28 protein-coding genes, 1 tRNA gene and 1 other RNA gene are annotated in these 26,232 nt (G+C 60.6%); 16 read left to right on the top strand and 14 right to left on the bottom strand.

The features are described 5' to 3' along the window. Nucleotides 1-35: 35 nt before the first annotated feature. The 3 genes from ihfB to cmk all read right to left on the bottom strand — a co-directional run bounded on the left by ihfB (nucleotide 36) and on the right by cmk (nucleotide 2,869). On the bottom strand, nucleotides 36-320 hold the full coding sequence (gene ihfB / locus AB5Y47_RS02435; RefSeq protein WP_005299934.1) for an integration host factor subunit beta: 285 nt from the start codon (nucleotides 318-320) through the stop codon (nucleotides 36-38). Between the two features lie 92 nt (nucleotides 321-412). Beyond that, nucleotides 413-2,083: a 30S ribosomal protein S1 gene (gene rpsA / locus AB5Y47_RS02430; RefSeq protein WP_010675001.1), complete on the bottom strand. Its 1,671-nt coding sequence runs from the start codon at nucleotides 2,081-2,083 to the stop codon at nucleotides 413-415. A gap of 93 nt (nucleotides 2,084-2,176) precedes the next feature. Further along, nucleotides 2,177-2,869 carry a (d)CMP kinase gene (gene cmk / locus AB5Y47_RS02425; RefSeq protein WP_010675002.1) on the bottom strand — a complete coding sequence of 231 codons (693 nt, stop codon included), beginning with the start codon at nucleotides 2,867-2,869 and terminating at the stop codon, nucleotides 2,177-2,179. A 263-nt stretch (nucleotides 2,870-3,132) separates the two neighbouring features. Between cmk and ribA the strand changes: the two genes are divergently transcribed. After that, nucleotides 3,133-3,726 (top strand): GTP cyclohydrolase II, encoded by a 594-nt coding sequence (gene ribA / locus AB5Y47_RS02420; RefSeq protein ID WP_010675003.1) that lies wholly within the window; start codon nucleotides 3,133-3,135, stop codon nucleotides 3,724-3,726. Nucleotides 3,727-3,792: 66 nt separating this feature from the next. Here ribA and AB5Y47_RS02415 read toward each other — a convergent pair whose 3' ends face one another. Beyond that, nucleotides 3,793-4,695 carry a LysR family transcriptional regulator gene (locus AB5Y47_RS02415; protein WP_010675004.1) on the bottom strand — a complete coding sequence of 301 codons (903 nt, stop codon included), beginning with the start codon at nucleotides 4,693-4,695 and terminating at the stop codon, nucleotides 3,793-3,795. Nucleotides 4,696-4,788: 93 nt separating this feature from the next. Between AB5Y47_RS02415 and AB5Y47_RS02410 the strand changes: the two genes are divergently transcribed. Beyond that, nucleotides 4,789-6,042: an MFS transporter gene (locus AB5Y47_RS02410; protein ID WP_368219750.1), complete on the top strand. Its 1,254-nt coding sequence runs from the start codon at nucleotides 4,789-4,791 to the stop codon at nucleotides 6,040-6,042. Here AB5Y47_RS02410 and AB5Y47_RS02405 read toward each other — a convergent pair. The 5 genes from AB5Y47_RS02405 to AB5Y47_RS02385 all read right to left on the bottom strand — a co-directional run bounded on the left by AB5Y47_RS02405 (nucleotide 6,027) and on the right by AB5Y47_RS02385 (nucleotide 11,943). Then, a complete protein-coding gene (locus AB5Y47_RS02405) occupies nucleotides 6,027-6,581 on the bottom strand; it encodes a VOC family protein (RefSeq protein ID WP_368219748.1) in 555 nt (184 codons plus the stop codon). The two genes, AB5Y47_RS02410 and AB5Y47_RS02405, sit on opposite strands and share 16 nt — an antisense overlap. After that, nucleotides 6,575-7,339: a hypothetical protein gene (locus tag AB5Y47_RS02400; protein WP_010675007.1), complete on the bottom strand. Its 765-nt coding sequence runs from the start codon at nucleotides 7,337-7,339 to the stop codon at nucleotides 6,575-6,577. The genes AB5Y47_RS02405 and AB5Y47_RS02400 overlap by 7 nt, the downstream gene beginning before the upstream one ends. A gap of 153 nt (nucleotides 7,340-7,492) precedes the next feature. Then, nucleotides 7,493-8,218: an oxygen-insensitive NADPH nitroreductase gene (gene nfsA, locus AB5Y47_RS02395; RefSeq protein WP_368219746.1), complete on the bottom strand. Its 726-nt coding sequence runs from the start codon at nucleotides 8,216-8,218 to the stop codon at nucleotides 7,493-7,495. A 67-nt stretch (nucleotides 8,219-8,285) separates the two neighbouring features. After that, complete coding sequence (locus AB5Y47_RS02390; protein ID WP_010675009.1) at nucleotides 8,286-9,848, bottom strand: AbgT family transporter; 1,563 nt, start codon at nucleotides 9,846-9,848, stop codon at nucleotides 8,286-8,288. A 154-nt stretch (nucleotides 9,849-10,002) separates the two neighbouring features. Continuing rightward, nucleotides 10,003-11,943: a bifunctional diguanylate cyclase/phosphodiesterase gene (locus AB5Y47_RS02385; protein WP_029314665.1), complete on the bottom strand. Its 1,941-nt coding sequence runs from the start codon at nucleotides 11,941-11,943 to the stop codon at nucleotides 10,003-10,005. Between the two features lie 148 nt (nucleotides 11,944-12,091). Between AB5Y47_RS02385 and AB5Y47_RS02380 the strand changes: the two genes are divergently transcribed. The 4 genes from AB5Y47_RS02380 (at nucleotide 12,092) to AB5Y47_RS02365 (ending at nucleotide 15,375) form a co-directional block, all read left to right on the top strand. After that, entirely contained in the window at nucleotides 12,092-12,814 is a 723-nt protein-coding gene (locus AB5Y47_RS02380; protein WP_275058586.1) for a DUF2982 domain-containing protein, read from the top strand. A gap of 83 nt (nucleotides 12,815-12,897) precedes the next feature. Further along, nucleotides 12,898-13,842 carry a LysR family transcriptional regulator gene (locus AB5Y47_RS02375; RefSeq protein WP_319907911.1) on the top strand — a complete coding sequence of 315 codons (945 nt, stop codon included), beginning with the start codon at nucleotides 12,898-12,900 and terminating at the stop codon, nucleotides 13,840-13,842. Nucleotides 13,843-13,888: 46 nt separating this feature from the next. After that, nucleotides 13,889-14,911, top strand: coding sequence for a response regulator (locus tag AB5Y47_RS02370; protein ID WP_368219744.1), 1,023 nt, complete (start codon nucleotides 13,889-13,891; stop codon nucleotides 14,909-14,911). Between the two features lie 32 nt (nucleotides 14,912-14,943). After that, complete coding sequence (locus AB5Y47_RS02365; RefSeq protein ID WP_069651378.1) at nucleotides 14,944-15,375, top strand: PAS domain-containing protein; 432 nt, start codon at nucleotides 14,944-14,946, stop codon at nucleotides 15,373-15,375. Nucleotides 15,376-15,438: 63 nt separating this feature from the next. On the opposite strand, the gene ltaE is transcribed toward AB5Y47_RS02365, so the two are convergent. The 3 genes from ltaE to AB5Y47_RS02350 form a co-directional block, all read right to left on the bottom strand. Next, on the bottom strand, nucleotides 15,439-16,455 hold the full coding sequence (gene ltaE, locus AB5Y47_RS02360) for a low-specificity L-threonine aldolase (RefSeq protein WP_319860042.1): 1,017 nt from the start codon (nucleotides 16,453-16,455) through the stop codon (nucleotides 15,439-15,441). Between the two features lie 86 nt (nucleotides 16,456-16,541). After that, a complete protein-coding gene (locus AB5Y47_RS02355) occupies nucleotides 16,542-17,249 on the bottom strand; it encodes a short-chain dehydrogenase (protein ID WP_368219743.1) in 708 nt (235 codons plus the stop codon). Nucleotides 17,250-17,324: 75 nt separating this feature from the next. Next, complete coding sequence (locus AB5Y47_RS02350; protein ID WP_039038703.1) at nucleotides 17,325-17,732, bottom strand: transcriptional regulator; 408 nt, start codon at nucleotides 17,730-17,732, stop codon at nucleotides 17,325-17,327. A 165-nt stretch (nucleotides 17,733-17,897) separates the two neighbouring features. Between AB5Y47_RS02350 and AB5Y47_RS02345 the strand changes: the two genes are divergently transcribed. Beyond that, a complete protein-coding gene (locus AB5Y47_RS02345; RefSeq protein ID WP_010675018.1) occupies nucleotides 17,898-18,797 on the top strand; it encodes an aldo/keto reductase family oxidoreductase in 900 nt (299 codons plus the stop codon). 69 nt (nucleotides 18,798-18,866) lie between these two features. Here the strand turns inward: AB5Y47_RS02345 and AB5Y47_RS02340 are convergent, their stop codons facing one another. Both AB5Y47_RS02340 and AB5Y47_RS02335 read right to left on the bottom strand, forming a co-directional pair. Further along, nucleotides 18,867-19,145: an RNA-binding protein gene (locus tag AB5Y47_RS02340; protein WP_029314670.1), complete on the bottom strand. Its 279-nt coding sequence runs from the start codon at nucleotides 19,143-19,145 to the stop codon at nucleotides 18,867-18,869. Nucleotides 19,146-19,357: 212 nt separating this feature from the next. Beyond that, the gene (locus AB5Y47_RS02335) at nucleotides 19,358-19,900 is read right to left on the bottom strand and encodes a hypothetical protein (protein WP_010675020.1); all 543 of its coding nucleotides are present in this window, start codon (nucleotides 19,898-19,900) and stop codon (nucleotides 19,358-19,360) included. Between the two features lie 174 nt (nucleotides 19,901-20,074). Between AB5Y47_RS02335 and mepA the strand changes: the two genes are divergently transcribed. The 9 genes from mepA to AB5Y47_RS02290 all read left to right on the top strand — a co-directional run bounded on the left by mepA (nucleotide 20,075) and on the right by AB5Y47_RS02290 (nucleotide 26,214). Continuing rightward, the gene (mepA, locus tag AB5Y47_RS02330; protein ID WP_069785143.1) at nucleotides 20,075-20,818 is read left to right on the top strand and encodes a penicillin-insensitive murein endopeptidase; all 744 of its coding nucleotides are present in this window, start codon (nucleotides 20,075-20,077) and stop codon (nucleotides 20,816-20,818) included. A 42-nt stretch (nucleotides 20,819-20,860) separates the two neighbouring features. Continuing rightward, nucleotides 20,861-21,466, top strand: a complete 606-nt coding sequence (locus tag AB5Y47_RS02325) for a LemA family protein (RefSeq protein WP_010675022.1) — start codon at nucleotides 20,861-20,863, stop codon at nucleotides 21,464-21,466. Then, a complete protein-coding gene (locus AB5Y47_RS02320) occupies nucleotides 21,463-22,197 on the top strand; it encodes a YgcG family protein (protein ID WP_043154789.1) in 735 nt (244 codons plus the stop codon). The genes AB5Y47_RS02325 and AB5Y47_RS02320 overlap by 4 nt, the downstream gene beginning before the upstream one ends. A gap of 22 nt (nucleotides 22,198-22,219) precedes the next feature. Next, complete coding sequence (locus AB5Y47_RS02315; protein WP_010675024.1) at nucleotides 22,220-22,837, top strand: TPM domain-containing protein; 618 nt, start codon at nucleotides 22,220-22,222, stop codon at nucleotides 22,835-22,837. A 177-nt stretch (nucleotides 22,838-23,014) separates the two neighbouring features. Continuing rightward, nucleotides 23,015-23,102, top strand: a tRNA-Ser gene (locus tag AB5Y47_RS02310). A 55-nt stretch (nucleotides 23,103-23,157) separates the two neighbouring features. Next, a non-coding RNA gene (locus AB5Y47_RS02305) (RtT sRNA) lies at nucleotides 23,158-23,286 on the top strand. A gap of 655 nt (nucleotides 23,287-23,941) precedes the next feature. After that, on the top strand, nucleotides 23,942-24,700 hold the full coding sequence (locus tag AB5Y47_RS02300) for a flagellar motor protein (protein WP_029314677.1): 759 nt from the start codon (nucleotides 23,942-23,944) through the stop codon (nucleotides 24,698-24,700). Beyond that, nucleotides 24,678-25,553 carry a flagellar motor protein MotB gene (locus tag AB5Y47_RS02295; RefSeq protein ID WP_010675026.1) on the top strand — a complete coding sequence of 292 codons (876 nt, stop codon included), beginning with the start codon at nucleotides 24,678-24,680 and terminating at the stop codon, nucleotides 25,551-25,553. The genes AB5Y47_RS02300 and AB5Y47_RS02295 overlap by 23 nt, the downstream gene beginning before the upstream one ends. Nucleotides 25,554-25,809: 256 nt before the next feature. Beyond that, entirely contained in the window at nucleotides 25,810-26,214 is a 405-nt protein-coding gene (locus tag AB5Y47_RS02290; RefSeq protein ID WP_010675027.1) for an NADH-quinone oxidoreductase subunit A, read from the top strand. The last annotated feature ends 18 nt before the right edge of the window (nucleotides 26,215-26,232 follow it).

Genomic DNA, 26,232 nt, shown 5'->3' with positions numbered 1-26,232 from the left:
TGAAAAAGGCATACTCAGGTATGCCGTTTTCTGCATTATTCGATGATGTTGACGCGTTCGCGCAACTCTTTGCCAGGTTTGAAGTGCGGGACATATTTCCCGGTCAGTTCAACCTTGTCCCCGGTCTTGGGGTTGCGACCCACGCGGGGCGCACGATAGTGCAGCGAGAAACTGCCAAATCCTCGGATTTCAATCCGGTCGCCGTTTTGCAAGGTCGATGCCATCTGCTCAAGGATCTCCTTGATAGCGGCTTCGACATCCTTGGCCGGCATATGCATGCGGCTGGCTGCCAGTTGTTCGATGAGATCTGATTTGGTCATAAGGTTAAATCTCCTTCCCCGATCACATGCAATAATCATTTTGCCAAGATAAAAAAGGGCGGCGCAATGCCGCCCTTTTCTTGCATCAAGGATTACTCACCCTTGGCGGCTTTGAACGCTTCCATCATGGCATTGCTGAACACAACTTCTTCTTGTTGGTTCAGGCTGTCGATGGCAACACGCTCGTCAGCCTCGTCCTTGGCACGGACAGACAGGCTTACGGTACGGTTCTTGCGATCAACGCCCATGAATTTGGCTTCAACTTCGTCACCAACAGACAGCACCAGAGTGGCGTCTTCTACGCGGTCACGAGCAGCGTCGGAGGCACGCAGGTAGCCTTCTACGCCGTCAGCCAGTTCGATCACGGCACCCTTGGCATCAACCTCGGTAACCTTGCCCTTCACAATAGCACCTTTCTTGTTGTCAGACAGGTACTTATTGAACGGGTCTTCTTCGATCTGCTTGACGCCCAGGGAGATGCGCTCACGCTCCGGGTCCACTTGCAGAACAACGGCTTCGATCTCGTCGCCCTTCTTGAATTCACGCACGGCTTCTTCGCCCTGGTTGTTCCAGGAGATGTCAGACAGGTGAACCAGGCCGTCGATGCCGCCATCCAGACCGATGAAGATACCGAAGTCAGTGATGGACTTGATCTTGCCGGAAACACGGTCGCCCTTGGCGTGAGTTTCGGCAAACAGCTGCCACGGGTTGGATTTGCACTGCTTCAGACCCAGGGAGATACGACGACGCTCTTCGTCGATGTCCAGAACCATCACGTCAACCACGTCGCCAACGTTGACAACCTTGGACGGGTGGATGTTCTTGTTGGTCCAATCCATCTCGGATACGTGTACCAAGCCTTCCACGCCTTCTTCGATTTCAACGAAGCAGCCGTAGTCGGTCAGGTTGGTCACGCGGCCAGACAGACGGGTGGTCTCCGGGTAACGCTTGGCGATAGCAACCCAGGGATCTTCGCCCAGCTGCTTCAGGCCCAGGGATACACGGGTACGCTCGCGGTCGAACTTCAGAACCTTGACAGCGATCTCGTCGCCAACGTTGACGATTTCGGAAGGATGCTTAACGCGCTTCCACGCCATGTCGGTGATGTGCAGCAGGCCGTCAACACCGCCCAGATCTACGAATGCACCGTAGTCGGTCAGGTTCTTGACGATACCCTTAACTTCTTGACCTTCTTGCAGGTTGGCCAGCAGGCTTTCACGCTCGGAGGTGTTCTCGGTCTCGATCACGGCACGACGGGAAACAACAACGTTGTTGCGCTTCTGGTCCAGCTTGATGACTTTGAACTCGAGTTCTTTGTTTTCCAGGTGAGCGGTGTCACGGATCGGACGCACGTCAACCAGAGAACCCGGCAGGAAGGCACGGATGCCGTTCAGCTCAACGGTGAAACCACCCTTGACCTTGCCGTTGATGATACCGATAACGGTAGCTTGCTCTTCGTAAGCTTTTTCAAGCTGCAGCCAGGCTTCGTGGCGCTTGGCTTTTTCGCGGGACAGCTTGGTTTCGCCGAAACCATCTTCGATAGAGTCCAGAGCCACGTCAACGGAGTCACCTACGTTGATTTCCAGCTCGCCCATGGCGTTCTTGAATTCTTCAGCCGGGATAGCAGACTCGGATTTCAGACCGGCATCAACCAGTACGAAACCGTTCTCGATAGCAACGACAGTGCCCTTGACGATGGAACCTTGACGGGTTTCAACGGCATTCAGGGACTCTTCAAAGAGTTGAGCAAAAGATTCGATCATTGTTTATGTCACAAATGAAACATCCACTTGCAATCCGGCACAAGCGGGGTTGTTTTAAATTATCTGCGCCATCCTTGGTGCAGACGACTGACATCAGTTTGCGCTGACATCACCAAGTTGTTGCTCTGCATAGGCAAGCACCGTTGCCAGCACTTCATCTATGGTCATGGACGTTGAGTCTACAACAAGAGCATCTTCCGCGGGTTTCAGGGGAGCGACGGCGCGATTTCTGTCGCGATCGTCACGTTCCCGAATCTCGGTTAAAAGACGCTCAAAGTTAACATCAAAGCCCTTATCTTGCAACTGCTTATAGCGGCGCTGGGCCCGCTCCTCGGCGCTGGCGTCGAGGAAAATCTTCACATCCGCCTCGGGGAAAACCACTGTACCCATGTCGCGACCGTCGGCGATGAGACCGGGGGCTTGGCGGAATGCACGCTGACGGCGCAGCAGGGCTTCACGTACCCGGGGAAACGCCGCGATTTTGCTGGCCGCGTTGCCCACTTCTTCAGTACGAATGGTACGGGAAACATCCTCCCCTTCGAGGATCACCTTGACCAGCGCCCCTTCTACCTGGAATTGCACATCCAGATTGGCGGCCAGGGGAACCAATGCGGCTTCGGAATCGAGCTCCACATCGTGATGCAGGGCTGCCAGGGAGAGCACCCGGTAGATGGCACCGGAATCGAGCAGGTGCCAGCCCAGTTTTTCAGCCAGCAACTGGCACAAGGTGCCTTTTCCTGCTCCACTTGGGCCATCAATAGTCATCACGGGGGCCATCTGAGCCATAACGTTTCTCCTGCGCACTCGGCATCTTGACTGGTTGCACACATCCCTGTCGGGATGGGTTAATGGGCGCCGATTATACCCGAATGCGCCGTCTCTGGCAGTTGTCAGGGCACACAATTGCGCAAAAGTCGTCGTGATTGCACCTATTCTGACCAATCGGGTTAACCCACTTCTCACGCAAGGTTTTGTTCTTATGGTTGTTCCGGACAATGCGCGCTAAACTGGCCGCCCTTTTTTAAGCAGCTGTAGTCAGGAGCAACCATATGAGCAGCGTTACCCTCGTGGCCAAATCCAAGTTGCCGACCCCCTGGGGCACTTTCACGCTGGTTGGTTTTCAGGAAACCGGCACAGGCAAGGATCATGCCGCGCTGGTGATGGGCGATATCGCAGACGGCGAACCCGTGCTGGGACGCATTCATTCCGAGTGTCTGACCGGGGATGCCCTGTTCAGTCTGCGTTGTGACTGCGGCTTCCAATTGCAGGCCGCTCTGGAAAACATCGCCAAGGCGGGCCGCGGCGTCCTGCTGTATGTCCGTCAAGAAGGGCGAGGCATCGGCTTGCTCAACAAGATCCGGGCCTATCATCTGCAGGATCAGGGGGCCGATACCGTGGAGGCCAACGTGGCGCTTGGCTTTGCCGCCGACATGCGTGACTACACCATCTGCGCCGACATGCTCAAGGCGCTCGAGGTCAAGTCCCTGCGCCTGATGACCAACAACCCGCGCAAGTTGAAGGCGATGGAATCCTTTGGCATCCCGGTGGCGGAGCGCGTGCCCCTTCAGGAAGGTCGCAATCCCCACAACGAGTTTTATCTCTCCACCAAGGCAAACAAGCTGGATCACCTGTTCAAGAAATAAGGTTGCATCCACCTTGTCAGCATACGCCTCCAGATTGGAGGCGTTTTTATTGGTGATACCACTCAATCATTGAGTATCTGTAGCGCAATGGTGAGAAACATCCCCTTGTGCCAGCAAAAAATCCCGCAATGCCCGGTTCGCCATGGAGAGCGGATCCCCCCGTCGCCAGGCTACGCAGAGATCCAGGAAGATAGGGGGTGAAAAAGGGATGCCGGTGAGGGCCGGCTCCTCTTCCAGCGCCATGCGCAGGAAGGTGGTCACGGCGAATCCCTGACGCACCACCGCCTTGAGCAGCGGGATGAGATTGCTTTCGAACGCGATGTCAGGCTCTACCCCCAACCCCTGCGCCAACACCTCCATGTGTTCCCTGTGGTAGAAGCCTCGCCGGAACATGGCGAGCTCCTGGCCGAAGAACTGTGGCAACGAGACCGACTCAGCGCCGCGCAGGGGGTGCTCCTCCCCCACCACCATCAGCATCTCTTCCCGCAGCAGTTGCGCCCCCTCGAGGGCCGGTGGCAGATCGCTGGTGATGAGAATGGCGAGATCCAGACTGCCATCCACCATGCGGCTGAGCAGCTCCCGGGTGCCCGCCTCCTCCACCCGGATCTTCAAGCCGGGGTAGCGATGCTTGAACGCCATCAGGATTGGCGGGAAGTAATAGGAGCCCATCATGTAGGGGATGCCGATGCGCACCTCCCCCCGCTCCAGCCCCTTGAGCTCGGCCATCTCGGCCTCGGCCTGGTGCATCTGGCGCAGCAGCCGTTCGGCGTGGCGACAGAGGACCTCTCCCTCCGGGGTGAGGCGCACGCTGCGGTCCTGCCGGTCAAACAGCCGCAGATCGAGCTGCTGCTCCAGCTTGGCGATGGCCATGCTGACGGCAGGCTGGGCCACGTTCAGCCCCTGGGCCGCCCTGGTGAAGGAGCCGGCATCGCGCACCGCCAGCAGGTATCCGAGCTGTTTCAGATCCATATCAATTTCATTTATCAGGGTGATAACTTAAATATATTATATTTATACGTTTCGTCGCACTACCCTGCACAAAAGTCGTCGGGACAACTCCATATGATCGAAGTAGGCAGTCGCGAATGGATACGCGCCACCCTGGCCCTCAGCCTGGGCTCCTTCCTGGTATTCCTCAACCTCTACCAGACCCATCCCCTGCTGCCGCTCCTGGCAGAGGTCTTCTCCGTCAGCGCCCTGTCCGCCAGCTGGACGCTGGCAGGCTGCACCGCAGGGCTTGCAGGCTCCCTGCTCGTCTGTGCCCGTCTGGCTGATCGGTTCGGACGGCGGCGGATCATGCTGTGGACCCTGGCGGCCGCCATCCTGCTCTCCCTGTGCATCCCCTGGGTCACCCACTTTGATGTGCTGGTGAGCCTGCGCATCCTGCAAGGCGTCCTGCTGGCAGGTCTCCCCGCCACCGCCATTGCCTACATGGGGGAAGAGTTCAACAAACGTGCCCTCATCGTAGCCGTCGGCGTCTATATCGCGGCCAACTCCCTGGGAGGCATCGCGGGCCGGGTGGTCGGCGGTCTGCTGGCTGGCTGGTTTGGTGACTGGCAGCACACCTTCCTCGGCATCGGGATCATCAGCCTCGCCCTGCTGCCACTGGTTATCTGGCTGCTGCCCGCCCAGCGCTGCTTCGTGGCCGTGGAGGCAGCGCCTGGGCAACTGCGCCGCGCCATCCAGAGCCACCTTGGCAACCCCTTGCTGGTGGGGGCCTATCTCATCGGCGGCCTCAACTTCATGGTCTTCCTGAACCAGTACAGCTATCTCACCTTCCTGCTGGCCAAGGCCCCCTTCTCCCTGCCGACCCAGTGGCTCGGCATGCTGTTTCTGACCTACCTCACCGGCACCGTCGCCTCTTCACTGAGCGGCCGCGGGGCCCATCGCTGGGGAGCACAACGTCTGCTGCTGGCGGGAATAACCTTGATGGCACTCGGCAGCCTGGCCCTGTTGCAGGGGAGCCTTGTCGCCATCATCGGGGGATTGCTTGTCTCGAGCTTCGGCTTCTTCCTCGCCCACGCCTGTGCCAGCGCCTGGGTCGGCCAGCACGTGGAGCACAACCGGGCGCTCGCCTCGTCGCTCTATCTGGTGGGGTATTACCTGGGGGCCAGTCTGGGCGGGCTTTATCTGCATCCCTTCTGGGAGCAAGGGGGGCTATGGGGTCTGGTGCTCGGCATCGAGCTGGTGTTGATGATCACCGCCGGGTTGAGCCTCTGGCTCGGTCACTTGAAAGGACGTGTGGCGCCCGCTTGTGCGTTGACGCCACAGGGTCAGGCTCCCGTCAACGGGCCCTTCCCTCACAGACCGTCATAATAGTCCGCCGGTACCGGCACCACGGCGCCGGTGCAGAGCTCTTCGTCGATCACCTCCTCAAGCGGGCGCAGATGAAACTTGATCTGCCCGGAGGGCAGCATCAATCCTATATCCGGATTGCGTCCGTCATCGATGTTGCCGGTCTTGAAGGGGACATCCGGATGCGTCGTCACCAAGGTCGTGAGCGAGGGCACCACCAGCTCGATATGTTCGAGCCCGGCCTGATGGCTTCGACCCGCCTTGGGGGCGGCCAGTTCGATGCAGGGGACGGTCACCTGCTCCCAGCAGACGGGCTGGTGCAAGCGATAGGTGGCGATGGGACGACCGCCTATCATCCCCTCCACCAGCAAGACTCCGTGGGCGGCCAGCACCGCTTTCAACTCCAGATATTCCGGCAGGGTGGCGGCGCGGTAGCAGAGGTGATCCACCACGGGGGAGTCATTGACTCCCATGACGGCATGCATTTCCGTGAGCAGTTGGCAAACAAATGGGGCCATGGGCCCCAGTGTGGAATCCAGGGGATGTGACATGATCACCATTTCTTCTTGGGTTGGAACAGGACGTCCAGTTCGTCCGTCTCTTTGTCCTTGATGTTTTGCAGCTCCTTCTCGCTGTGCTGCTGCAGGTGTTCTTCCAGCTGGCGCATCCCCTGACGCATGTCCTCTTCCCGCGCCAGCAGGTAGGGATCCTTGTCGGTGACATTGGCCAGCGCCCCCAGCCCCTTGGTGTAGAGCTGCCGGCAGGTGCCGTACTGCCCCTGGATCTGGGCATCCATGGCCCGCTTGAGCAGGTTGGCGATGTTGATCTTGAGCTGCATCAGCTCGAGGCGGCGATCCTCCTGGGCAAAGCCCTGGGGATCTATCTTGCCCTTGTTGTGCTCGACCCGCAGCACGGCCCGCATCTTCTTGGCCAGTTGCAGCATCTGGATGGCCTGGCGGTCGGACTCCGGCGTCTTGAAATGCCCCTCGTCCTGGCTGCTGTAGTTCTCCTGCACGTTCTTGATCTGGAGCTGGACGTCGGCGATGCGCTGCTTGACCTGCGCATTGGGCATCACCAGCGCGATGGCGCGGTAGGCATCCAGGATGCGATGTTGCAACAGCAGCACCATGTTTTTGGAAAAGGGCACCAGGTTGACGTTCAGCAACACCTCTTCGGTCTCGTCTGCCACCGCCTTGTGACGGGCAATGGCCTGGCGCTTGTCCGATTCGGCCTTCTGCTTGTATTGCTGCACCACGTTATAGGCGATGACCAGAAACAGGAGTGCGCCGATTGACAGCAATATCAGGGTTAAAATCATAGGGTGTTCACACTCCAGTCCCAATCCAATTGCGAGATCCTACAACAGCTTAGCCTCATAGGGTAGCGCCCAGATCCCGTATTGCCTCACAAGAACGCTTGCAGGCGGTGACCGCATCCGGTGCGTCATGCTCCATATCGCCCGCCGCCCCCATTACTTGAGGCAAAAACCCTTCGACTGCAGGAATCCCAGCATGAAGGGCCTCGCCTCCTTGCCCAGGATCCCCCTGATCTGCCCGCTCCAGGTCTGATCCTTGTTGTTGCTGCTGCGGGCCTGGTAGTAGTCGTGGATCTGCCCGTCATACCGGGTCAGCAGGGCGCGGTCCAGGGTGGCAGGATAGCGGTTCTCGTGCACCACCAGCGCCCGGGGCAGCCGCGGTTTTTGCTCCGGCCGCTGGGCGGGATGACCCAGGCAGAGGCCAAACAGCGGGATCACCTGATGGGGCAGACCCAGCACCTCGCTCACCTCGGCCGGATTGTTGCGAATGCCGCCGATATAGACCCCGCCCAACCCAAGTGACTGGGCCGCCAGCAAGGCATTTTGCGCCATCAGGGCGCCGTCGATGGCCCCGATCATGAGCTGCTCCACAAAGCCGGTGCGGGCCTCCGGCACTATCTGGCTGTGACGATGGTAGTCGGCGCAAAACACCAGAAACTCCGCCGCCTCAACCACATAGGCCTGATGACCGGCCAGCTCCGCCAGGGTGGCCCGCAGCCCCTTGTCGGTGACCCGGATGATGCTGTTGGCCTGGAGGAAGCTGGAGCTCGCGGCGCTCTGGGCGGCGCTCAGGATCTGATCCAGCTGCTCTGCGCTGACGGGCTCTGGGGTGAACTGGCGAATGGAGCGATGGGAAAGAATGAGATCGATGGTCGGGTTCATGGTACCTCCGGGATGAAGGTCACACTCTACCCAAAAAAAGCGGGGGGCCCAAGGCCCCCCGTCACCCTCAAGGGGCAGGATAGACATAGGGGGCCTGCAACCCAAGCGGGAACCCCAGCGCCCAGTAGAGCAGCAGGAAGCCCGTCCAGCTCACCAGGAAGGCCAGGGAGTAAGGCAGCATCATGGAGACCAGGGTGCCGATGCCTGTGCTCTTCACATACTGCTGGCAATAAACCACCACCAGGGGGAAGAAGACCATCAGCGGGGTGATGATGTTGGAGGCGGAATCCCCCACCCGATACGCGGCCTGAGTCAGCTCGGGCGAGATCCCCACCGCCATCAGCATGGGCACCAGGATGGGGCTGATGAGGGCCCACTTGGCGGAGGCCGAGCCCACCACCAGGTTGACGGTGGCCGTCAGCAGTATGATGCCGACGATGGTCACCTCTCCCGGCAGCGCCAGGGCGTGAAGCACCTCGGCACCGGAGAGCGCCAGCAGGGTACCGAGGTTGGAATCCCCGAACGCCTTGATGAAGAGGGCGCAGAAGAAGGCCATCACCATGTAGGAGCCCATCTTGTTCATGGTGGCCGACATGGCGTCGATCACATCCTTGCCGCTCTTGAAGCTGCCGGCGACAAAGCCATAGACGATCCCGGGCAGGATGAAGAGCAGGAAAATGAGGGGCACGATGGACTTCATCACCGGCGCGGCGAAGGTGGTGAGGGAACCGTCCGGTGCCCGCATCGGCGAGTCGCCGGGGGCCAGCGCCAGCCCCAGCAGCACCACGGCCGCCAGCATGGCGAACCCGGCCCAGTTGAAGGCCCGGCTTTCCTGGGCGCTGTAACGGCCCATCTCGTCGGCGCTCTCCAGATCCTCGTTGAGAGGCACCTGCTTGAGGCGCGGCTCGACAATCTTCTCGGTGACAAACCAGCCCACGCAGATGATCAGCAAGGAAGAAGCGCCGGTGAAGATGATATTGCACAGGGTGTTGACCATGTAGTCAGGGTCGAACAACTGGGCTGCAGACTGGGTGAAACCCTGAAGCAGCGCATCCCCGCCGGAGGGCAGGAAGTTGGCGGCAAACCCGCCGGAAACCCCGGCAAAGGCTGCGGCAATCCCCGCCAGCGGGTGGCGACCCGCCGCATGGAAGATGATGCCGCCAATGGGGATCACCAGCACATAGCCCGCATCGGCGGCGGTATGGCTGACGATGGCCACCAGGATCAGCATGGGGGTCAGAAAGCGCGCCGGCGTCACCTTGAGCAGCTTCTTGAGCCCGGTGTTGATGAAACCGGACTGTTCAGCCACCCCGACCCCCAGCATGGCCACCAGCACGATGCCAAGGGGAGCAAACCCGGTGAACGTGGTGACCATGCTGGCGAGAAAGTCCGCCAGCCCTGCCCCGGTCAACAGGTTGTTGATGACCACGGCCTCTCCGGTGCGGGGATTGACCAGATCGAAGGAGAACTGGGAGCCTATCCAAGAGCCGACCCAGACGATCAGCAAGGCATAGAGGAAGAGCATGGCGGGATCCGGCAGCTTGTTGCCCGCCTTCTCCACCCCGTTCAGAAAGCGGTTCAACCAGCCGTTGGGAGGGGCCGGACGCTCGTTCACTGCAGCTTGACTCATTATGGTGATACTCCATTACCAAGGAATGAGCGCGCATACTAGCGATAACGTCTAATGGATCCCATGATATGAGACAAAAATTCGATTAATTATGTTTAATTTGGCATCTCGCACTTCATAAATGGGAGATGCCGCACATTTATCGACAACTTGCTCAATGGTTTGCGAGGGGGTAGCGACCCAGTCGGCACTGTACAGCAAACCCCGCCGCCGCCACCTCTTCCGGGGTCATGGGACGGCTGAACAGGAACCCCTGGAAGACATGGCAACCCTGGGTCTGCAGGGCCGCGAGCTCGTGCTCCTCCTCCACCCCTTCCGCCAGGATCCCGAGCCCCAGACTGGTGGCCATGGCCACCGTCGCCCGGATCACCGGCAGGTTGAGTCCCACCACGAAGGAGCGGTCCAGCTTGATGGTGTCGATGGGCAACCGGTTGAGGTAGGCCAGGGAGGAGTAGCCCGTCCCGAAGTCGTCGATGGCGATCTTGATCCCCTGCTCGCTCAGGGCGTCGAGGATCTCGATGCACCCCTTCATGTCGAGCATCAGCACCGTCTCGGTCAGCTCCAGGGTCAGCAGCGCCGCCTCCACCGAGAATACCTCGAGCAGTTGGGCCACCAGCTCCGGCAAACTGGCAGAGAGCTGGAAGCCCGAGAGATTGACTGACACCGGCACCCTCACCCCGTCCTGTCGCTGCCACTCCCCCATCTGGGCCAATGCGGTGGAAAGCACCCAGCTTCCGATTTCCCGGATGAGCCCCATCTCTTCGGCCAGCGGAATGAACTCCGCCGGCGACACATGGCCGAGCACGGGATTGTACCAGCGTACCAGGGCCTCGAAACCGATGACCCGACCTTGCGCCACATCCACCTGGGGCTGATAGCGCAGGCTGAGCTCTCCCCGACCGACGGCCTTGGCCAGGAACTGCTTCAGGGTCAGCTTGCGATGCAGGCTCTGCTGCATGCTGGGGGTGAAGCGTTGCCAGCGAAGCCGCCCCATCTGCTTGGCCTGATACATGGCCATGTCGGCACGGGTGATGAGGTTGTCGCCATCATCGGCGTCGTCCGGGTAGATGGCGATGCCGATGCTGCCGCCGATGGTGACCTCGGGGACACCGCTCAGCTGCAGTGGCTTGCTCATCTGGGAGAGCATGAGATCCGCCACCTCCTGGGCCCGATCGCTCGCCTGGTTGAGGGGCACCAGGGCGGTGAACTCGTCCCCGCCAAGGCGCGCCAGCTCCACGTCCCGCGGGCAGATCTGCTTGAGCCGTCCGGCGACCCGCTCCAGCAGGCGATCCCCTGCCTTGTGGCCGTAGTTGTCATTGACCAGCTTGAAGTTGTCCAGATCCATGAACACCAGGGCAAAGCGCCCCCCGAGGCCGCAATAGGCTTCCAGGGATTTCATCAGGCCGTAGCGGTTGAGCAGCCCGGTGAGGGAGTCGTGCCAGGCCAGGTGGCGATGCTCCAGCTCTTCGAGCTTGCGATCCGTGATGTCCCGCATGGTCAGCAGGATCCGTGCCCCCTGCTGGATATGGCGAAACTGGTACTGGAACCAGCGCATCCCCTTCTGGGTGCGGCACTCCCCTTCGGCCACTACTTCGTCCAGACGGGAGAGGCGACGATAGAAGGCCTCGTCCGCACCGGAGAAGATCTGGGGCAGCGTCAGAATGCCGGTGCCAAAGCACATGTCGAAGTGATGGTTGCCGCTCTCGAGGCGCCCCTCGTTGTCAAAGAGACAGGCCAGGGTGTCGCCGGTGGCGAGGGAGGACTCCTGATAGAGGGTGTCGGCATCGATGACCGCTTCCGCCATCATCATCTGCCTTCCGGCAAGCTGGATCCCGGAAAGACGCAGATAGACCTGCTTCTTGACCCCCTTGGGCGAGAGGGTCCACCACTCGTTGTAACTGCGCTCCTGCTGGAAATCACCGAGATAGCGCTGCAGCAGCAGATCGATGGCGGCGGCCATGTCGGCGGAGAAATCCCGGGACTTCAGCTCGGCCAGGGAGCTCGCCTCCCAGAGCCCGAGGGCAGCATCGTTGGCCCAGTAAATATGATGACGCTGGATGTCATAGACCCAGACAGGCGTGTGGAGGACATCCATCACGGTGAGCAGGCGTTCGTCTAGCGTATTCATGTTGAGTGATGATTCATGCTGAAAGCTCATGGTCGAACCAGTCGCTTGCGCCCCCTGACAGGAGTATTCACGCTGGTACAAAATCCGTTCCGGCCCATAATCGGATAACAAACGGATGAAAAAAGGCCGAAATCATATGAAAACGCTACATGTGATCCCCATGGTACGAAGAAATGGACTCACACTGGTATTGTTGGGCATGGTGATAACCATTGCTATGATTTTTATACTTTTTTTTCTTCGTGAACAACTACTAATCCCCGCCATTTCCCTCCTCTTGGCGGGCCTGATGACAATTCTTGTCGGGGTTTGGAAACTGGGTGAGCCTCATTTTAGTCTCTCTTTGTGTCAGGACTGCCTGCAATACCATCACAAGTACGGCGGCTGGATCCTGAAATGGAGAAATATTCAGCGAATTGACCAACCACGTATCCATTTGGGGTGGGATCTGGTGGAGCTGCCCTACATCGGCTTGAAAATAAAGGATTACGACGCTTTTTTGACGCTGATCACACCCCGGCTCGCCGTCCGTCTGCTGACCGAGCAGCGCGCCGTGCTGATGCAGGCCATGCGAAGCGAGCGCTCCGACTGCCCGACCGGAGGGTGCGGCAGTGGGCTCCTGGGAGAGGGACTGCTGGAGGAGAGCCGCTTCTGCTCACCCTCCGGCCAGCGCTATGAGGGGGTGATCGCCATGCTCGGCAACCGGATGGCACGGCTGCGTGATCTGTTGGGGTACGATCTGCTGGTGCCCGACAACAGCCTGGACAGATCCCCGGAAGATTTCGTCCATCTGCTCCAGCAATACCAGCGCGAGTCGAATCTAATCCAGATCAATTAAACGCCGGATTGCGCTTGCCAAGCCCGGTGACTCTTCATAAGGTCACTGGCTTGTTACAGCCAGAACACCCCCTAAAACCGCTTATGAAGTACATCGAAGAGTTCTATCTGTTCGTCAAGGTGGTGCAAGAGGGCGGTTTCTCCCACGCCGCCGCTGCGCTGGGCATGCCGACCGGCACCATCAGTCGACGTATCTCCCAACTGGAAGAGCAGCTCGGATGCAGCCTGCTGCACAGATCCACCCGCAAGCTGCGTCTCACGGACGAAGGGCTGCGCTATTACGAGCGCCTCTGTACCCCCCTTGCGGAAATAGAGCAGGCCACCGGCGAAATTCGGGGTGAGGAGACGGACATCAGCGGCCTCATCCGCCTCGCGGCCCCCATCGCCCTCTCCAACACCATCCTGGTCGACATGCTGGTGGACTTCGGCCTGCGCTATCCCGGGGTACAATTCGACATCCGCCAGTCCAACGACCATGCCCTCCAGGCGGATCAGGACAGGGACCTGGTCTTTTTCAACGGCGAGCTCCCCCAGACCCTGCCCAACGCCCTCTGTCTGGGTCACATCCAGTACGGTCTGTTCGCCTCCCCCCTCTATCTGGAGAAGATGGGTGTGCCCTCCCACCCGACCCAGCTGGAAGAGCACGATCTCATCTACTGCTGGCCCCACCAGCACTGGCAACTGAGCGGGCGGGACAAACAGGCGATCTGCATCAAGCGCACTCCCCGCCTTTGCATCGACCAGACCCAGGCCGCCGTACGGGCAGCCCAGCGCCACCTCGGCATCGTCAACGCCCCGCAGCACTATGTGCACCCCTTCCTGCAAGATGGTCAGCTCGTCCCCGTCCTGCCTGACTGGCAGTCAGGAAAACGTCCCTTCTACATGCTCCATTGTCAGCCCCGGTTCACCCCGTTGCGTGTTAAGATGTTCGCCGATTTCGTCGAGAAGCACTCCGAGCGCTATCGTACCCGCCAGCAGAACGATCAATTTTCACCGGCGCAGCCGCTGCCCGTTGCATCTGACGGCTGATGACCCACACTTAGCGCAATCCTCGTTGCACAGGTCGGCTAACACTATGAATGTATTGATATGTGATGACTCCGGGTTCGCGCGCAAACAGCTGGTGCGCGCCCTGCCCGCCGATTGGGGTGTCACCTTGCACCAGGCCGCGGACGGACTGGAAGGGGTCGAGCAGATCCTGATGGGGCACGGGGACCTGATCTTTCTCGATCTCACCATGCCGGAGATGGACGGTTATGGCGTGCTCGAGACCCTCAAGCGAGAGGGGGTGCGCAGCAAGGTGATCGTGGTCTCCGGCGACATCCAGCCGGAAGCCCATGAGCGTGTCATGGCTCTTGGCGCCCTCGATTTCATCAAGAAGCCGGCTTCCCCGGACACCCTCCTTGCCTTACTCAAGCGCCACGGTCTGTGGCAATCAGCCACCCAGGTGACGGCCATCCAGCACCAGCCCGTCGCCAGCCACCAGGCTGCCCAGAGCAGCATCCAGTTCACCCCCGAGCTGCGGGATGTCTATCAGGAGCTGGCCAACGTCGCCATGGGCCAGGGGGCGGATCTTCTGGCCCGCCTGCTCGGCGCCTTCGTGCTGCTCCCCATCCCCAACGTCAACGTGCTGGAGGTCTCCGAGCTGCACATGGCGCTCTCGGCCGCCGCCGAGTCGGAGACGCTCTCTGCGGTCTGCCAGGGCTTCATCGGGGCCGGGATCGCCGGGGAGGCCCTGCTGCTGTTCCACGATGCCAGCTTCCAGGACCTGGCCCGCCTGATGAACCATCAGGGGGAGCTGGATCACGGCGCCGAGCTGGAACTGCTGATGGACACCGCCAACGTGCTGATCGGCGCCTTCCTGCGCGGCTACGCCAACCAGCTCGACACCCCTTTTAGCCAGGGTCACCCCGTGGTGCTGGGCCAGCACAGGCCCATTCAGGATCTCATTCGGACCAACCAGAGCCGCTGGCGCCGCACTCTGGCCATCGAGATCAACTATCGGGTGCAGGGCTATGCGGTGCAGTGCGATCTCTTGCTGCTGTTTACCGAAGATGCCATCGCTACCATGAACAACAAGATCATGCACATGCTGTGACCGCCCCGCGGCAGCAACCACCAGGAGTGACCATGGACATTCGGGAATTTCATTGGCTGATGAACATCGTCCAGAATCTGGACGTGGGGCTGGTCGTGCTCGACAGGGAGTACCGGATCCAGGTGTGGAACGGCTTCATGGAGAGTCACAGCGGCCGGCTGGCAGGCGAGGTGCGCGATCAAGGGCTGTTCTCGCTCTTCCCCGATGTGGACAAGGCCTGGTTCGAGCGCAAGGCCAACATGGTGTTCAAACTCAACAACCGTGCCTTCAGCACCTGGGAGCAGCGCCCCTACCTGTTGCGCTTCTCCAACTACCGCCCCATCACGGGATCGGCCCCCTACATGTACCAGAACCTGACCCTGGTGCCGCTGGCCGACTTCGCCGGAGAGGTCACCCACCTGGCCATCATGATCTATGACGCCACCGACGAGGCCATGCTGCTCACCGGCCAGCGCCAGGGATGACCGACCCTGCCATGACAACAAGGGCGCCCGATGGCGCCCTTGTTGTTGCGATAGGGAATGGCGTCAGCCACTCAGGTACTCGGTGAAGGCGTCGATCACCTCGTCGATGTCATCGTCGGTGATCTGCAGGTGGGTCACCAACCTGAGCTCCCCGTAGCCGGAGAAGAGAATACCGCGCTCCTTCATGAAACCCAGCAAGGTGGTAGGATCCCCCTGAGTCAGGCGCAGGAATACCATGTTGGTCTGCACCTCACCCATGTTGAGTGTGATGCCTGGCAACGCGGCCAGCCCCTCTGCCAGACGCCTGGCGCGGCGATGATCATCCGCCAGCCGGGCAACGTGCTGATCCAGCGCGAACAGGGCGGCCTGGGCCAGGATCCCTCCCTGGCGCATGCCGCCCCCCAGCATCTTGCGCAGCCGTCTGGCGCGGGCGATGAACGCAGCCGATCCCACCAGCAGGGAACCCACCGGTGCTCCCAGTCCCTTGGAGAGGCAGACGGAGATGCTGTCAAAAGGCGCCGCGATGGCGGCCACCGGTTCCCCGCTCGCCACCACCGCATTGAAGAGGCGAGCCCCGTCCAGGTGAAGCTTCAGCCCCTTCTCGTCGACGAATTCGCGCATGGCGCGCAGGTAGGTCAATGGCAGCACCTTGCCGTTATGGGTATTTTCCAGGCAGACGAGGCGCGTCTGGACGAAATGGGGATCATCGGGAGCGATGGCCCCCCGCACATCCTCGATGGCCAGGGTGCCGTCCGCCTGCATGGGGACGGATTGCAGGGCTACCGAGCCCAGCACGGCAGAGCCCTGGGCCTCGTAGCGATAGATGTGGGAGGCTGCCCCCAGCACGGCTCCTTCCCCACGCTGGCAGTGACTCATCATGGCCAGCAGGTTGGACATGGTGCCGGAGGGCACGAACAGGGCCGCCTCCTTGCCAAGCAGTTCGGCGCCGCGGCGCTCCAGCGCATTGATGCTGGGATCTTCCCCATAGACATCGTCTCCCACCTCGGCATGCAGCATGCTCTGGCGCATGGCTTCCGTGGGTTGGGTCACGGTATCACTTCGTAAATCGATATAGCGCATGTCATCCTCCTGATGCAGGACGATGACATTAACCAGCCGACACCCGGCTGGCAAGAAACGGCAAGCGGGAATGTGAGCCCGGCGGCTCACCAGGGCAGCCACTGACCCTGCAGATCCACGAAACGGCCCGAGTGCGCCGGCGTCAGTGTGGCCATCAGATCCAGCAGGCGGACGGCGACCTCGGCGGGGTCCTGCAGCAAGGTGGGATCCATCTCCTGAAGAAAAGGTTGCTGCATGGGGGTATTCATGAGGCCGGGATGCACGGTGATGACACCGGCGCCGGGAAAACGTCCGGCCCACTCACCCGCCAGGATCCGGGATCCCATGTTGAGGGCGGCCTTGCTCATGCGGTAGCTGTAGTGGCACATGGCCTCCTGGCCCCCCTCCTCCAGGCATCCCGCCCGATCCGAGAGGGTGCAGAGCCAAAGCGTGCTCTGGGGCATCATGCGCCGGCTGAGGTTGGCACCAAGGGCCAGGTGGGGCCAGGCATTGGCCAGCAGACTCTCTTCGAGCCATTGGGGGGTCACCTCCTCCACCCGCCGCTCCGGCATGTGGGCAAGATCATGAAGCAGGCCTATGGTGTTGATCACCACCGTCGGCAGGGTGGTGCTGTCATAGAGGGTGAAGAGGGCCTCGAAGGAGAGCGGGTCCACCTCCTGCAGCGGAAAGTAGCAGGCGGGATCCAGCCCCCTGGGCAGTTGCCTGCCCGCCAGCAACCACTCTTCGCCCCGTCTGGCCAGCTCCCGTGCCAGCGCACTGCCCAACCCGCCACTGCCCAGGATCAGATAGCTCATCTGCGTGTCCTTGGATTTGATCACTGCTTAGAGGGTATCAGAAGAATGGCGGACTGCCGGGAGCACCCGTCAGACTCAGGCCTCGGCCAGATGGCGCCCAAACTCCCGCGCCCGGGCCAGGTCCAGAAAACCGTCCGCCTGCTTGTGGCTGCGCAGGAACTGGTAATAGGCGAGCAGGGTCACCAGTTGCTCCTCGTCCGGCATGGGCTTTCCCGGACGGGTCTCCTGCACCAGCGCCCCCGCCGCCGCCAGCGCGTCCCTGTCCACCACCTCGGCCTGACGATAGAGATACCCGCAACCGGTGGCGAGCCACTCCAGCGAGCAGTTGGCCCCCATGGCAATCTGGTTCGCCTTGCCAAGGCCGGGCTCGGCCCCTTTCAGATACTTGCGGATCAGGGCTTCACTCAACCCCACCTTGCGGGCAAAAGCGCTCACACTCCCCTCCCCGATCAGGCTTTGCAGCCTGGCGGCAAATCCTTCCATCACCCTTCTCCTCTCACTGACACCGGGATCTTGACCCGTCGGAGTCAGAACCATAGTTCGAATTCGCGAAGGGGGCATTATTGCCTTGTCCGCCGGAAGAGACCAAGATGCTGGCACATGATTTTGCCCCTTTCTTTTCGCATTTTTATCTCCAGAGGAGTCACCATGTCCGTATCCCGTCTGGCCCTGCATGAGCAAGGCCCCACCTTCTCCCGCCTCATCATGGGCTACTGGCGCCTGATGGAGTGGCAGCTCTCCCCCGCCGCCCTGCTGGACCTGATGAAATATCACCTTGATCTCGGGGTCACCACCATCGATCACGCCGACATCTACGGCGGCTACCAGTGCGAGGAGGCCTTCGGCCATGCCCTGCGCCTGGAGCCCTCCCTGCGCGATCGCATGGAGATCGTCAGCAAGTGCGGCATCGCCCTCACCGCCAATCCGGCCCACGCCCTGAATCACTACAACACCGGCAAGGGACACATCGTCGCCAGTGCCGAAGCCTCCTTGCAAAAGCTCGGCACCGATCATCTGGATCTGTTGCTGATCCATCGCCCCGACCCCTTGATGAACGCCGACGAGGTGGCCGACGCCTTCATCACCCTCAAGCAGGCAGGCAAGATAAAGCACGCTGGGGTCTCCAACTTCACGCCCCACCAGTTCGCCCTGCTGCAATCCCGCCTGCCCTTCCCCCTGGTCACCAACCAGCTGGAGATCTCCCCGCTCCATCAGGAGGGGACGCTGGATGGTGCCCTGGATCAATGCCAGCAACAGCGCATCAAGCCCATGGCCTGGTCCTGCCTTGGCGGCGGGCGGCTGTTCCATGCCCCCGAATATGCCCCGCTGCGGGCGGAACTCGAGCAGATCCGCCAGGAGGTGGGCGCCGACTGTCTGGAGCAGGTGGTCTACGCCTGGGTGATGATGCTACCGAGTCAGCCGCTGCCCCTCATCGGCTCCGGCAAACGGGAGCGGATCGCCGCCGCCGTGGCAGCCGAGTCCATTGAGCTCACTCGCCAGCAGTGGTTCCGCATCCGCAAGGCCGCTCTGGGTTATGACGTTCCCTGAGTCTGCACCAGACCCTGAAAACAAAAACGGCATGGAGGATTCCATGCCGTTTTCCGTTATCGAGACGATTCAACGATGGCGCTGGGGGCGACCACGGGGTGCATCCGTCTTCGGTTTGGCCTGATTGACCGTGATGGTGCGGCCGCCGACCTCGGTGCCGTGCAACTCGGCGATGGCCTTCTCGGCCTCACCATTGACCGGCATTTCAATGAAACCAAACCCCTTGGACTGACCGGTATCGCGGTCGATGATGATATCGACCTTGTCTACCTGCCCAAATTGGCTGAACACGGTTGTCAGTTCGTCGGCCGTCATCCGGTACGACAGATTACCTACGTAAATCTTCATGCCATCCACTCTCGATTCAAGGTGCCTTATCTATGCATCCACCGACCTGGGAGTAAGGGCACAACCCCCCTGCCGGACCAGCCACGGCATCATGCCATGGCACTTCCAGCTTCGTATCCCAAGTCCTTGATCTCTTGGGTTATCAGAGCAGGAAAGATCAAATCGAATCAGAGGCAGTATCTGAGCATTGGGATGAATTGTCGAGAAAATAGTCAGATCGGGTGCAGCTCGGCCAGCAATGTGCCGAGGGCACGACGCCCATGCCAGGCACGTTTGAACCCGAATCGATAGACCCCGGGGGCCACTTCGTGAGTCCCTTCCCGGGACAACCCGAGCAGGCTGGTGGCCGTCGCCAGGGTCACCTCATCCAGCCCGAGATCCAGGCTGAAATCGAGCCACTGGCCATCGTGTCCCACCTTGCGATCCCGCTCCATGCCCACCAGCACGGCCCTGGGCAGCGCCAAGGCCCGGTCTTCGCCGCCATTGAGCAGATAGAGATGGCGTTCATCCCAGGCAAGCTCCGCCAGACGCCAGCGCTGCCAGTTGCGCGGCAACACCATCATCACCAGCACGATACCGCCAAAGACCACCCCGACCCAGGGCAGCAGGCCCATGTCGGGATATCCCAGCCAGAGGGCGGCCACCACAGTGGCGAGACTCGCCAGCAACAGGCAGATCATCACCCCGTAAAACCGCCGGGCCGGGGGCATCAGCCAGCTCACGTTCTCTTGCGCTGCCAGCTCACTGACTCTCATCTTCTCTTCTCCTTCTGTGATGCGAACGGCCTTGCCGTCGCTGCGTTGCCGCGCATTGTGCGCGAGCGACGCGCCGCGATGCAACCGCCACCGCGACACGGATGACGGCCAGCCGCCACTCTTGGTATGCTTGGGGCTGTCTGAGCCCGCACTGGGCGCCATCCCGGGAGTCCCATGTTCGCCACCGCCCTGCTCTTGTCCGCGAGCACACTCTATGCCGAGGCCATCGGCGGCTACTCCGCCGGCTGCCTGAAAAATGCCGTGGCCCTGCCCCTCGAAGGCCCAGGTTATCAGGTGATCCGCACCAAACGGCTTCGCTATTACGGTCACCCCGACCTCATCCATTACCTGCAGCATCTGGCCAACCAGACCAGACTGGCCGGCATGCCGGATCTCTATATCGCCGACCTCGCCATGATGCACGGGGGGCCCTTTACCTCAGGTCATCGCAGCCACCAGACCGGCCTGGATGCCGACATCTGGTTCAGGATGGCTGACAGACCCATCAGCCGCTGGGAGCAGGATGCCCCCAGGGAGTGGGCGCTGATCGACGAACCCAGCTACCGGATGCTACCCGGCCGATTCGGTCCCAGGCAGCTCAATCTGCTGCGCCTTGCGGCTGATCGCCCCGAGGTGGCGCGTATCTTCGTCAACCCCGTCATCAAGGCCGAGGTGTGCAAACAGGCACCCGGTGAAGCCTGGGTCGGCAAGCTGCGCCCCTGGGTCGGCCACTTCAGCCACTTTCACGTGCGCCTGCGCTGCCCGGCAAACAGTCCGGACTGCCAGTCCCAGGCTCCCATTCCCCCCGGCAATGGCTGTGGGGAGGAGCTGGCCTCCTGGCTCAAGGACAAACCCCAGTTGCCCAAGGTGTCGATGAGCTACCGCGCCCCCCTCTTACCCAGGCGTTGTGAGGGCTGACCACAAGCTGTTATGGTGAACCTATTTCCGAGAGAAATATCAATGGAGAACAACAAGATGGCCACTTCACTCTGGCAGCGTGGTACCCGTGCCCTGCTGACCCTGACCCTGCTGCTGGGTTTGACCGGCTGCGGCATGAACACCATTCCGACCCTGGATGAGCAGGTCAAGGCGAGCTGGGGACAGGTCGAGAACCAATACCAGCGCAGGGCCGATCTCATTCCCAACCTGGTGGCCACCGTCAAGGGGTACGCCAGCCACGAGCAGGAGACCCTCAAGGCTGTCACCGATGCCCGTGCCCGAGTCGGCAGCGTGCAGGTGAGTGACCCCTCCCAGCTCAAGGCGTTCGAGGCGGCTCAGGAGCAGCTCTCCAGCGCCCTCTCCCGGCTGATGGTAGTGGTCGAGCGCTACCCGGATCTGAAGGCCGACCAGCAGTTCCTGACCCTGCAGGCCCAGCTGGAAGGCACCGAGAATCGCATCGCGGTGGCCAGACGGGATTACATCGAAGCAGTACGCCAGTTCAATACCGAGATCCGTACCTTCCCCGGGGTCATCTGGTCCAAGCTGCTTTACTCCGATCTGGAAGCCAAACCCACCTTCAGCGCCAAGCCCGGTGCCGATGAGGCGCCCAAGGTCAGCTTCCAATGAACGTGATGAGACGCTGGCTGGCGCTCTGTCTGCTGCTCTGTGCCACGGCACTGCATGCCGCCCCCGATTTCCCGGCCCTGACCGGGCGGGTGGTGGACGAGGCCAATCTGATGTCCCGCAAGCAGGCCCACCAACTCGCACAGCAACTGGCCGTCTTCGAGAAGCGCAGCGGCGTCCAGCTGGTGGTGGTCTCCATCGACACACTGGCGGGGGATACCATCGAAGAGTACGGCTACCAGCTCGGTCGCCACTGGGGCATCGGCCAAAAAGGCAAGAACAACGGCGTTCTGCTGATCATCGCCCAGGACGAGCGCAAGGTGCGCATCGAGGTGGGTTATGGCCTGGAAGGTGCCCTGCCCGACGCCATCGCCGCCAATATCATCCAGACCCGGATCCTGCCCGCCTTCAAGCGCGGTGACATGGTGGCCGGCATCCTCGCCGGCAGCCAGGGCATCATGCAGGCCCTGGCCGGGGAGTATCAGCCCGTGGACCACGCCAGCAAGGCCGACAAGCAGGGAGGTCCCTGGCTCTTCATCCTGGTGGTGATTGCGATGATCGTGCTGCACAACCTGCGCAGCGGCGGCGGTGGGCCGGGAGGACGTCGCCGGGCCGCCTACATGGCCGGTGGATTCGGTGCCGGCTCCTTTGGCGGCCGCACTGGCGGTGGTGGTGGCGGTTTCAGTGGTGGCGGCGGCAGCTTTGGCGGCGGCGGTGCATCTGGCGGTTGGTAATCAGGGAAAAAGAGACAACAAGATGATTTCTAAACAGTTTTTCCACACCTTGCAGGCCAGGGTTCGACAGGCCGAGCAGGCCACGGATGCCGAACTGGTCACCGTGCTGGCCCCGGCCAGCGATGGCTATCGCTATATCCCGACCCTGTGGGCCGCCCTGCTGGCCATGCTCACCCCCCTGCTGGTCTTCCAGCTCGGCTTCTGGCTTGGCTGGTACGAGATCCTGCTGGTGCAGTGGTCGGTCTGGTTGCTACTGAGCCTGCTGTTCCACTGGACGCCCATCAAGATGCGGCTCATTCCCAACAAGGTACGCCGTCACCGGGCCGCCCTGATGGCCCGCCTGCAGTTTGTCGAGCAGGGACTTCACCGCACCCGGGACCGGCTCGGTGTGCTCATCTTCGTCTCGGTGGCGGAGCACTATGTGGAGATCCTGGTAGACGACGGGATCGCCCAGCACATCGACAACACCCAGTGGCAGCAGATCATCGACGACTTCGTGGTTCGGGTACGCAACAAGGAGGTCGAGCAGGGGTTTCTGGAGTGCGTGGAGCGCACCAGCGCCATTCTGACCGACGCCTTCCCCGCAACCCGGGATCAGAACGAGCTGCCTGACAGCCTGATCATTCTCGACAAGCCTTGAACGGGATTAAAAAATCGGCATTCTGTTCAAGGGATAGGCACTCGATAAAGATTATGAAAAATAAGGGGAAAAGTGGTTGACCCAGGCAGCCCTTTCCCCTAGATTACGCCCCGTTCCAGCGCAACGGCGCAGCGGACACCGTGTTGGCTGAACACGTTAAACCACAGACCAAAATTTGGTGAGGTGTCCGAGTGGCTGAAGGAGCACGCCTGGAAAGTGTGTATACGGCAACGTATCGAGGGTTCGAATCCCTCCCTCACCGCCAAATTGTAAAAACCGACCTAAGGGTCGGTTTTTTGCATCTGGTGACATGGCAACATCCGATGCCGATGGAGAGAAGGTGAGAAGCCTCGTCGGGTTCGAGCAGAGCAGCTTGCTGCGATGAACGACCGCAGGCCGCCCCGAAGGGGTGTGCCACGCAGTGGTGAATCATTCCTCCCTCACCGCCAAATAAAGTAAAAGGCCCCGTCGCAAGACGGGGCCTTTTACTTTATCCGATGATGGGCGGCTCGGTTCGAACCCTGTCGACAGGCGGGCAGGATAGCCCGACTGGACGGCCAGAGGCCGCCCGCAGGTCGAGCGCCAGGGATGGCGCGAGTCAATCCCGACCCAGCGTACAGATTGAAGAACCGACCTCAGGGTCGGTTTTTTCTTCAAGGTGTCTGCCAACCCCCTGGCAGGAGAAACCCGTCATTGGCGGGGCCAGAAAAAACGGCTTGCCGCGATACCTGGCCGAGTGCCGCCCAGCCAATCCCATCCCTTCCGCCTCTCTGCTCTCTGCCGACAGGGGATATGCCCCGAGGGCAGCCAGCCCTCTCTCGTTGGCAGCGCATTACGCCAATATAAGAGAAAGTGGCGATATAAATAACCAACATACTCTCACAGATAGCACAGTATATTGTGATATCACCTGGATAACCGCCTCGTCCTGCCAGGTCGGCACCGTCAACCTGCTCTGCTGACCAAGCGGCACAGGCCGATGCCACCGGACACTACCGGGTCTGCGCAACCTCTCGGATATTGCTCACCGATTGGATATCGTTTTGAAAAACTGATAGTTAAATGGCTACACTAGCCTCACACATCGCATAGGGATATGGACAAATGAGTCTTATTGGCTTGCTGCTGGCCCTGGCAGCCATTCTGGGTGGCAACATGATAGAAGGGGGGCACCCCAGCGCCCTGCTCGATCTGCCCGCCTTTCTCATCGTGATCGGCGGTACCGTCGGTGCCGCACTGACCCAGTTTCCCTTCTCCGTGGTTGGTAAAACCCTCAAACGCTTCAAGTGGCTCATTACTCCCCTGCGCCTCGACATGCTGGAGCAGGCCCAACTGCTTGAAACCCTGGCGGGCAATGCACGGCGCAGCGGCATGCTGGCACTGGAGGGCATGATCGACGACATCAAGGATCCCTTCCTGCAAAAAGGGGTACAGATGATGGTCGATGGCTACGAGAAGACCAAAATCCACGAGGTACTGGAAAACGAGATCGAGTTCGAGCAGGAAGATATCGAACAGACCGTCAAATTCTACGAGGCCATGGGGGGCTACTGCCCGACCATGGGGATCGTCGGGGCCGTATTTGGCCTCATTCACGCCATGGGCCTGCTGGATGCCCCCGACAAGCTGGGGGGCGCCATCGCGGTGGCATTTATCGCCACCATCTACGGGGTGTCGGCCGCCAACCTCATCTTCCTTCCCTTCGGCAACCGCTACAAGTCGTTTGCCCACCAGATCCGCCACTACAAAGAGATGACCCTCACCGGCATCCTCTGTATCGTGGACGGCGAGTCACAGCAACGGCTGCAAGTGACCCTTGAGCCTTACCTCGGAGGCCACGGTGGCGAAAAAGAAAAAGGCTGAGGCGCCGGAGAACCACGAACGCTGGCTGGTCTCCTACGCCGACTTCATGACACTGCTGTTCGCCCTGTTCGTGGTGCTCTACTCCTTCGCCATGGCCAAGCAGTCGGAGACTCGCGTGCTCATTCAGGGCTTTATCGAATCTCTTGGCAAGATAGGGCTGGTCTCCCTTCCCGCCGGCTCCCCCGTGATGCAGGGGGGCACAGGCATACTGGAACCCGAGTCCAAGACCACCCCCAATACCTCCCAGAAAGAGCAGGTGCTGGATACCCAGACGCCCGCAGCGGCGGCCGACCCTTTCAACGAGACCATCGGCTCCTCGGAGAAACCTACGGCCACGGAGTCCTGGCCCCACAAGACCAAGGAGCAGGATTGGGTCACAGTCACCAAGCAGAAGCTGGATCAGCAGCTCAAGAGCCAAATCGAGTCCAAAGAGATCGAGGTGGAGCAGCTTGGCAGCCAACTGGTCATCCGCATCGGCGAAAAGACCTTGTTTCCGGCCGACTCCGCCTTCTTGCAGCCCCAGTTCATTCCGCTGGTCAACAAGGTCTCGGACGTGCTGGCGGACATCCCCGGCATGGTGGTGGTCACCGGTCACACCGACAACTCCCAGGCGCCGGTGGAGCTCTATCGCAACAACTGGGAGCTGTCGGTGCTGCGGGCGGCCACCATCACCCACACCCTGCTGACCAACCCCAAGCTGGATTCACGACGGCTGATCGCCCAGGGGGTGGCTGATACCCAACCCCGTTATCCAAACGATACCCCGGCTCACCGCCAGGCCAACCGCCGGGTGGAGATCGTGCTCTCCCAGGGCAAGGCGGCAGAGCAGAGCCTCCCCGTTCTCCAACCCTGAAACAGACCCCGCCATGCGGGGTCTTTTGTTTCCTGCCATCCCCCGGATTTTCAAACTATCCGGTTTTTTTCTGCTACATAAAAACGATTGAAAACAATTCTCAAACGAGAAAGTTGACCCCGCTAGCAAAACACAATTTTCATCCCGTTGATTAATAATTAATCCTTTGAAATGACATGTAAATCAGTACGAAAGTGGCATACTACGTAACATCATTGTTAAGTCACATGATTAATTTGGTTAGGGAAAAACCTATATGTTTGCTGATATTGCCGTCCAGCACTGGGCTTTTGCTGCCTATGTCATTGGCGCCATCTGTATCTGCTTGACCATGATAGGCCTGGCGGCCTTGCTGGGGGGACGCGCCTATGGCCGTGCCAAGAACAAACCCTTCGAATCCGGGGTGGATTCCGTCGGCAACGCCCGCCTGCGCTTCTCCGCCAAGTTCTACCTGGTCGCCATGTTCTTCGTCATCTTCGATGTCGAAGCCCTCTATCTCTTTGCCTGGTCCGTCTCCGTTCGGGAGAGCGGCTGGGTCGGCTTCATCGAAGCCACCATCTTCATCACCCTGCTGCTGGTAGGCCTCCTCTACCTGTGGCGCATTGGTGCCCTCGACTGGGCCCCGAAAAAGCGTGTCCTGACTGACAAGAAACCAGACTGAACTACCGATTATCTCTTT

The sequence above is a fragment of the Aeromonas sp. R7-2 genome (genome assembly GCF_040908105.1).
Taxonomy (GTDB): Bacteria; Pseudomonadota; Gammaproteobacteria; order Enterobacterales; family Aeromonadaceae; genus Aeromonas; species Aeromonas caviae.
This window is presented reverse-complemented; position numbering and strand designations above follow the sequence as displayed.

What these genes read in the sequence shown, in the direction of transcription:
- AB5Y47_RS02415 (WP_010675004.1), bottom strand. Translation starts at nt 4,695, where the DNA reads ATGGATCTGAAACAGCTCGGATACCTGCTGGCGGTGCGCGATGCCGGC.
- AB5Y47_RS02385 (WP_029314665.1), bottom strand. Translation starts at nt 11,943, where the DNA reads ATGGATGTCCTCCACACGCCTGTCTGGGTCTATGACATCCAGCGTCAT.
- cmk (WP_010675002.1), bottom strand. Translation starts at nt 2,869, where the DNA reads ATGGCTCAGATGGCCCCCGTGATGACTATTGATGGCCCAAGTGGAGCA.
- AB5Y47_RS02320 (WP_043154789.1), top strand. Translation starts at nt 21,463, where the DNA reads ATGAACGTGATGAGACGCTGGCTGGCGCTCTGTCTGCTGCTCTGTGCC.
- ihfB (WP_005299934.1), bottom strand. Translation starts at nt 320, where the DNA reads ATGACCAAATCAGATCTCATCGAACAACTGGCAGCCAGCCGCATGCAT.
- AB5Y47_RS02410 (WP_368219750.1), top strand. Translation starts at nt 4,789, where the DNA reads ATGATCGAAGTAGGCAGTCGCGAATGGATACGCGCCACCCTGGCCCTC.
- rpsA (WP_010675001.1), bottom strand. Translation starts at nt 2,083, where the DNA reads ATGATCGAATCTTTTGCTCAACTCTTTGAAGAGTCCCTGAATGCCGTT.
- AB5Y47_RS02300 (WP_029314677.1), top strand. Translation starts at nt 23,942, where the DNA reads ATGAGTCTTATTGGCTTGCTGCTGGCCCTGGCAGCCATTCTGGGTGGC.
- AB5Y47_RS02365 (WP_069651378.1), top strand. Translation starts at nt 14,944, where the DNA reads ATGGACATTCGGGAATTTCATTGGCTGATGAACATCGTCCAGAATCTG.
- AB5Y47_RS02350 (WP_039038703.1), bottom strand. Translation starts at nt 17,732, where the DNA reads ATGGAAGGATTTGCCGCCAGGCTGCAAAGCCTGATCGGGGAGGGGAGT.
- AB5Y47_RS02380 (WP_275058586.1), top strand. Translation starts at nt 12,092, where the DNA reads ATGAAAAAAGGCCGAAATCATATGAAAACGCTACATGTGATCCCCATG.
- AB5Y47_RS02325 (WP_010675022.1), top strand. Translation starts at nt 20,861, where the DNA reads ATGGAGAACAACAAGATGGCCACTTCACTCTGGCAGCGTGGTACCCGT.
- AB5Y47_RS02315 (WP_010675024.1), top strand. Translation starts at nt 22,220, where the DNA reads ATGATTTCTAAACAGTTTTTCCACACCTTGCAGGCCAGGGTTCGACAG.
- ltaE (WP_319860042.1), bottom strand. Translation starts at nt 16,455, where the DNA reads ATGCGCTATATCGATTTACGAAGTGATACCGTGACCCAACCCACGGAA.
- mepA (WP_069785143.1), top strand. Translation starts at nt 20,075, where the DNA reads ATGTTCGCCACCGCCCTGCTCTTGTCCGCGAGCACACTCTATGCCGAG.
- AB5Y47_RS02290 (WP_010675027.1), top strand. Translation starts at nt 25,810, where the DNA reads ATGTTTGCTGATATTGCCGTCCAGCACTGGGCTTTTGCTGCCTATGTC.
- AB5Y47_RS02390 (WP_010675009.1), bottom strand. Translation starts at nt 9,848, where the DNA reads ATGAGTCAAGCTGCAGTGAACGAGCGTCCGGCCCCTCCCAACGGCTGG.
- ribA (WP_010675003.1), top strand. Translation starts at nt 3,133, where the DNA reads ATGAGCAGCGTTACCCTCGTGGCCAAATCCAAGTTGCCGACCCCCTGG.
- AB5Y47_RS02345 (WP_010675018.1), top strand. Translation starts at nt 17,898, where the DNA reads ATGTCCGTATCCCGTCTGGCCCTGCATGAGCAAGGCCCCACCTTCTCC.
- AB5Y47_RS02405 (WP_368219748.1), bottom strand. Translation starts at nt 6,581, where the DNA reads ATGGTGATCATGTCACATCCCCTGGATTCCACACTGGGGCCCATGGCC.
- AB5Y47_RS02335 (WP_010675020.1), bottom strand. Translation starts at nt 19,900, where the DNA reads ATGAGAGTCAGTGAGCTGGCAGCGCAAGAGAACGTGAGCTGGCTGATG.
- nfsA (WP_368219746.1), bottom strand. Translation starts at nt 8,218, where the DNA reads ATGAACCCGACCATCGATCTCATTCTTTCCCATCGCTCCATTCGCCAG.
- AB5Y47_RS02340 (WP_029314670.1), bottom strand. Translation starts at nt 19,145, where the DNA reads ATGAAGATTTACGTAGGTAATCTGTCGTACCGGATGACGGCCGACGAA.
- AB5Y47_RS02355 (WP_368219743.1), bottom strand. Translation starts at nt 17,249, where the DNA reads ATGAGCTATCTGATCCTGGGCAGTGGCGGGTTGGGCAGTGCGCTGGCA.
- AB5Y47_RS02370 (WP_368219744.1), top strand. Translation starts at nt 13,889, where the DNA reads ATGAATGTATTGATATGTGATGACTCCGGGTTCGCGCGCAAACAGCTG.
- AB5Y47_RS02400 (WP_010675007.1), bottom strand. Translation starts at nt 7,339, where the DNA reads ATGATTTTAACCCTGATATTGCTGTCAATCGGCGCACTCCTGTTTCTG.
- AB5Y47_RS02375 (WP_319907911.1), top strand. Translation starts at nt 12,898, where the DNA reads ATGAAGTACATCGAAGAGTTCTATCTGTTCGTCAAGGTGGTGCAAGAG.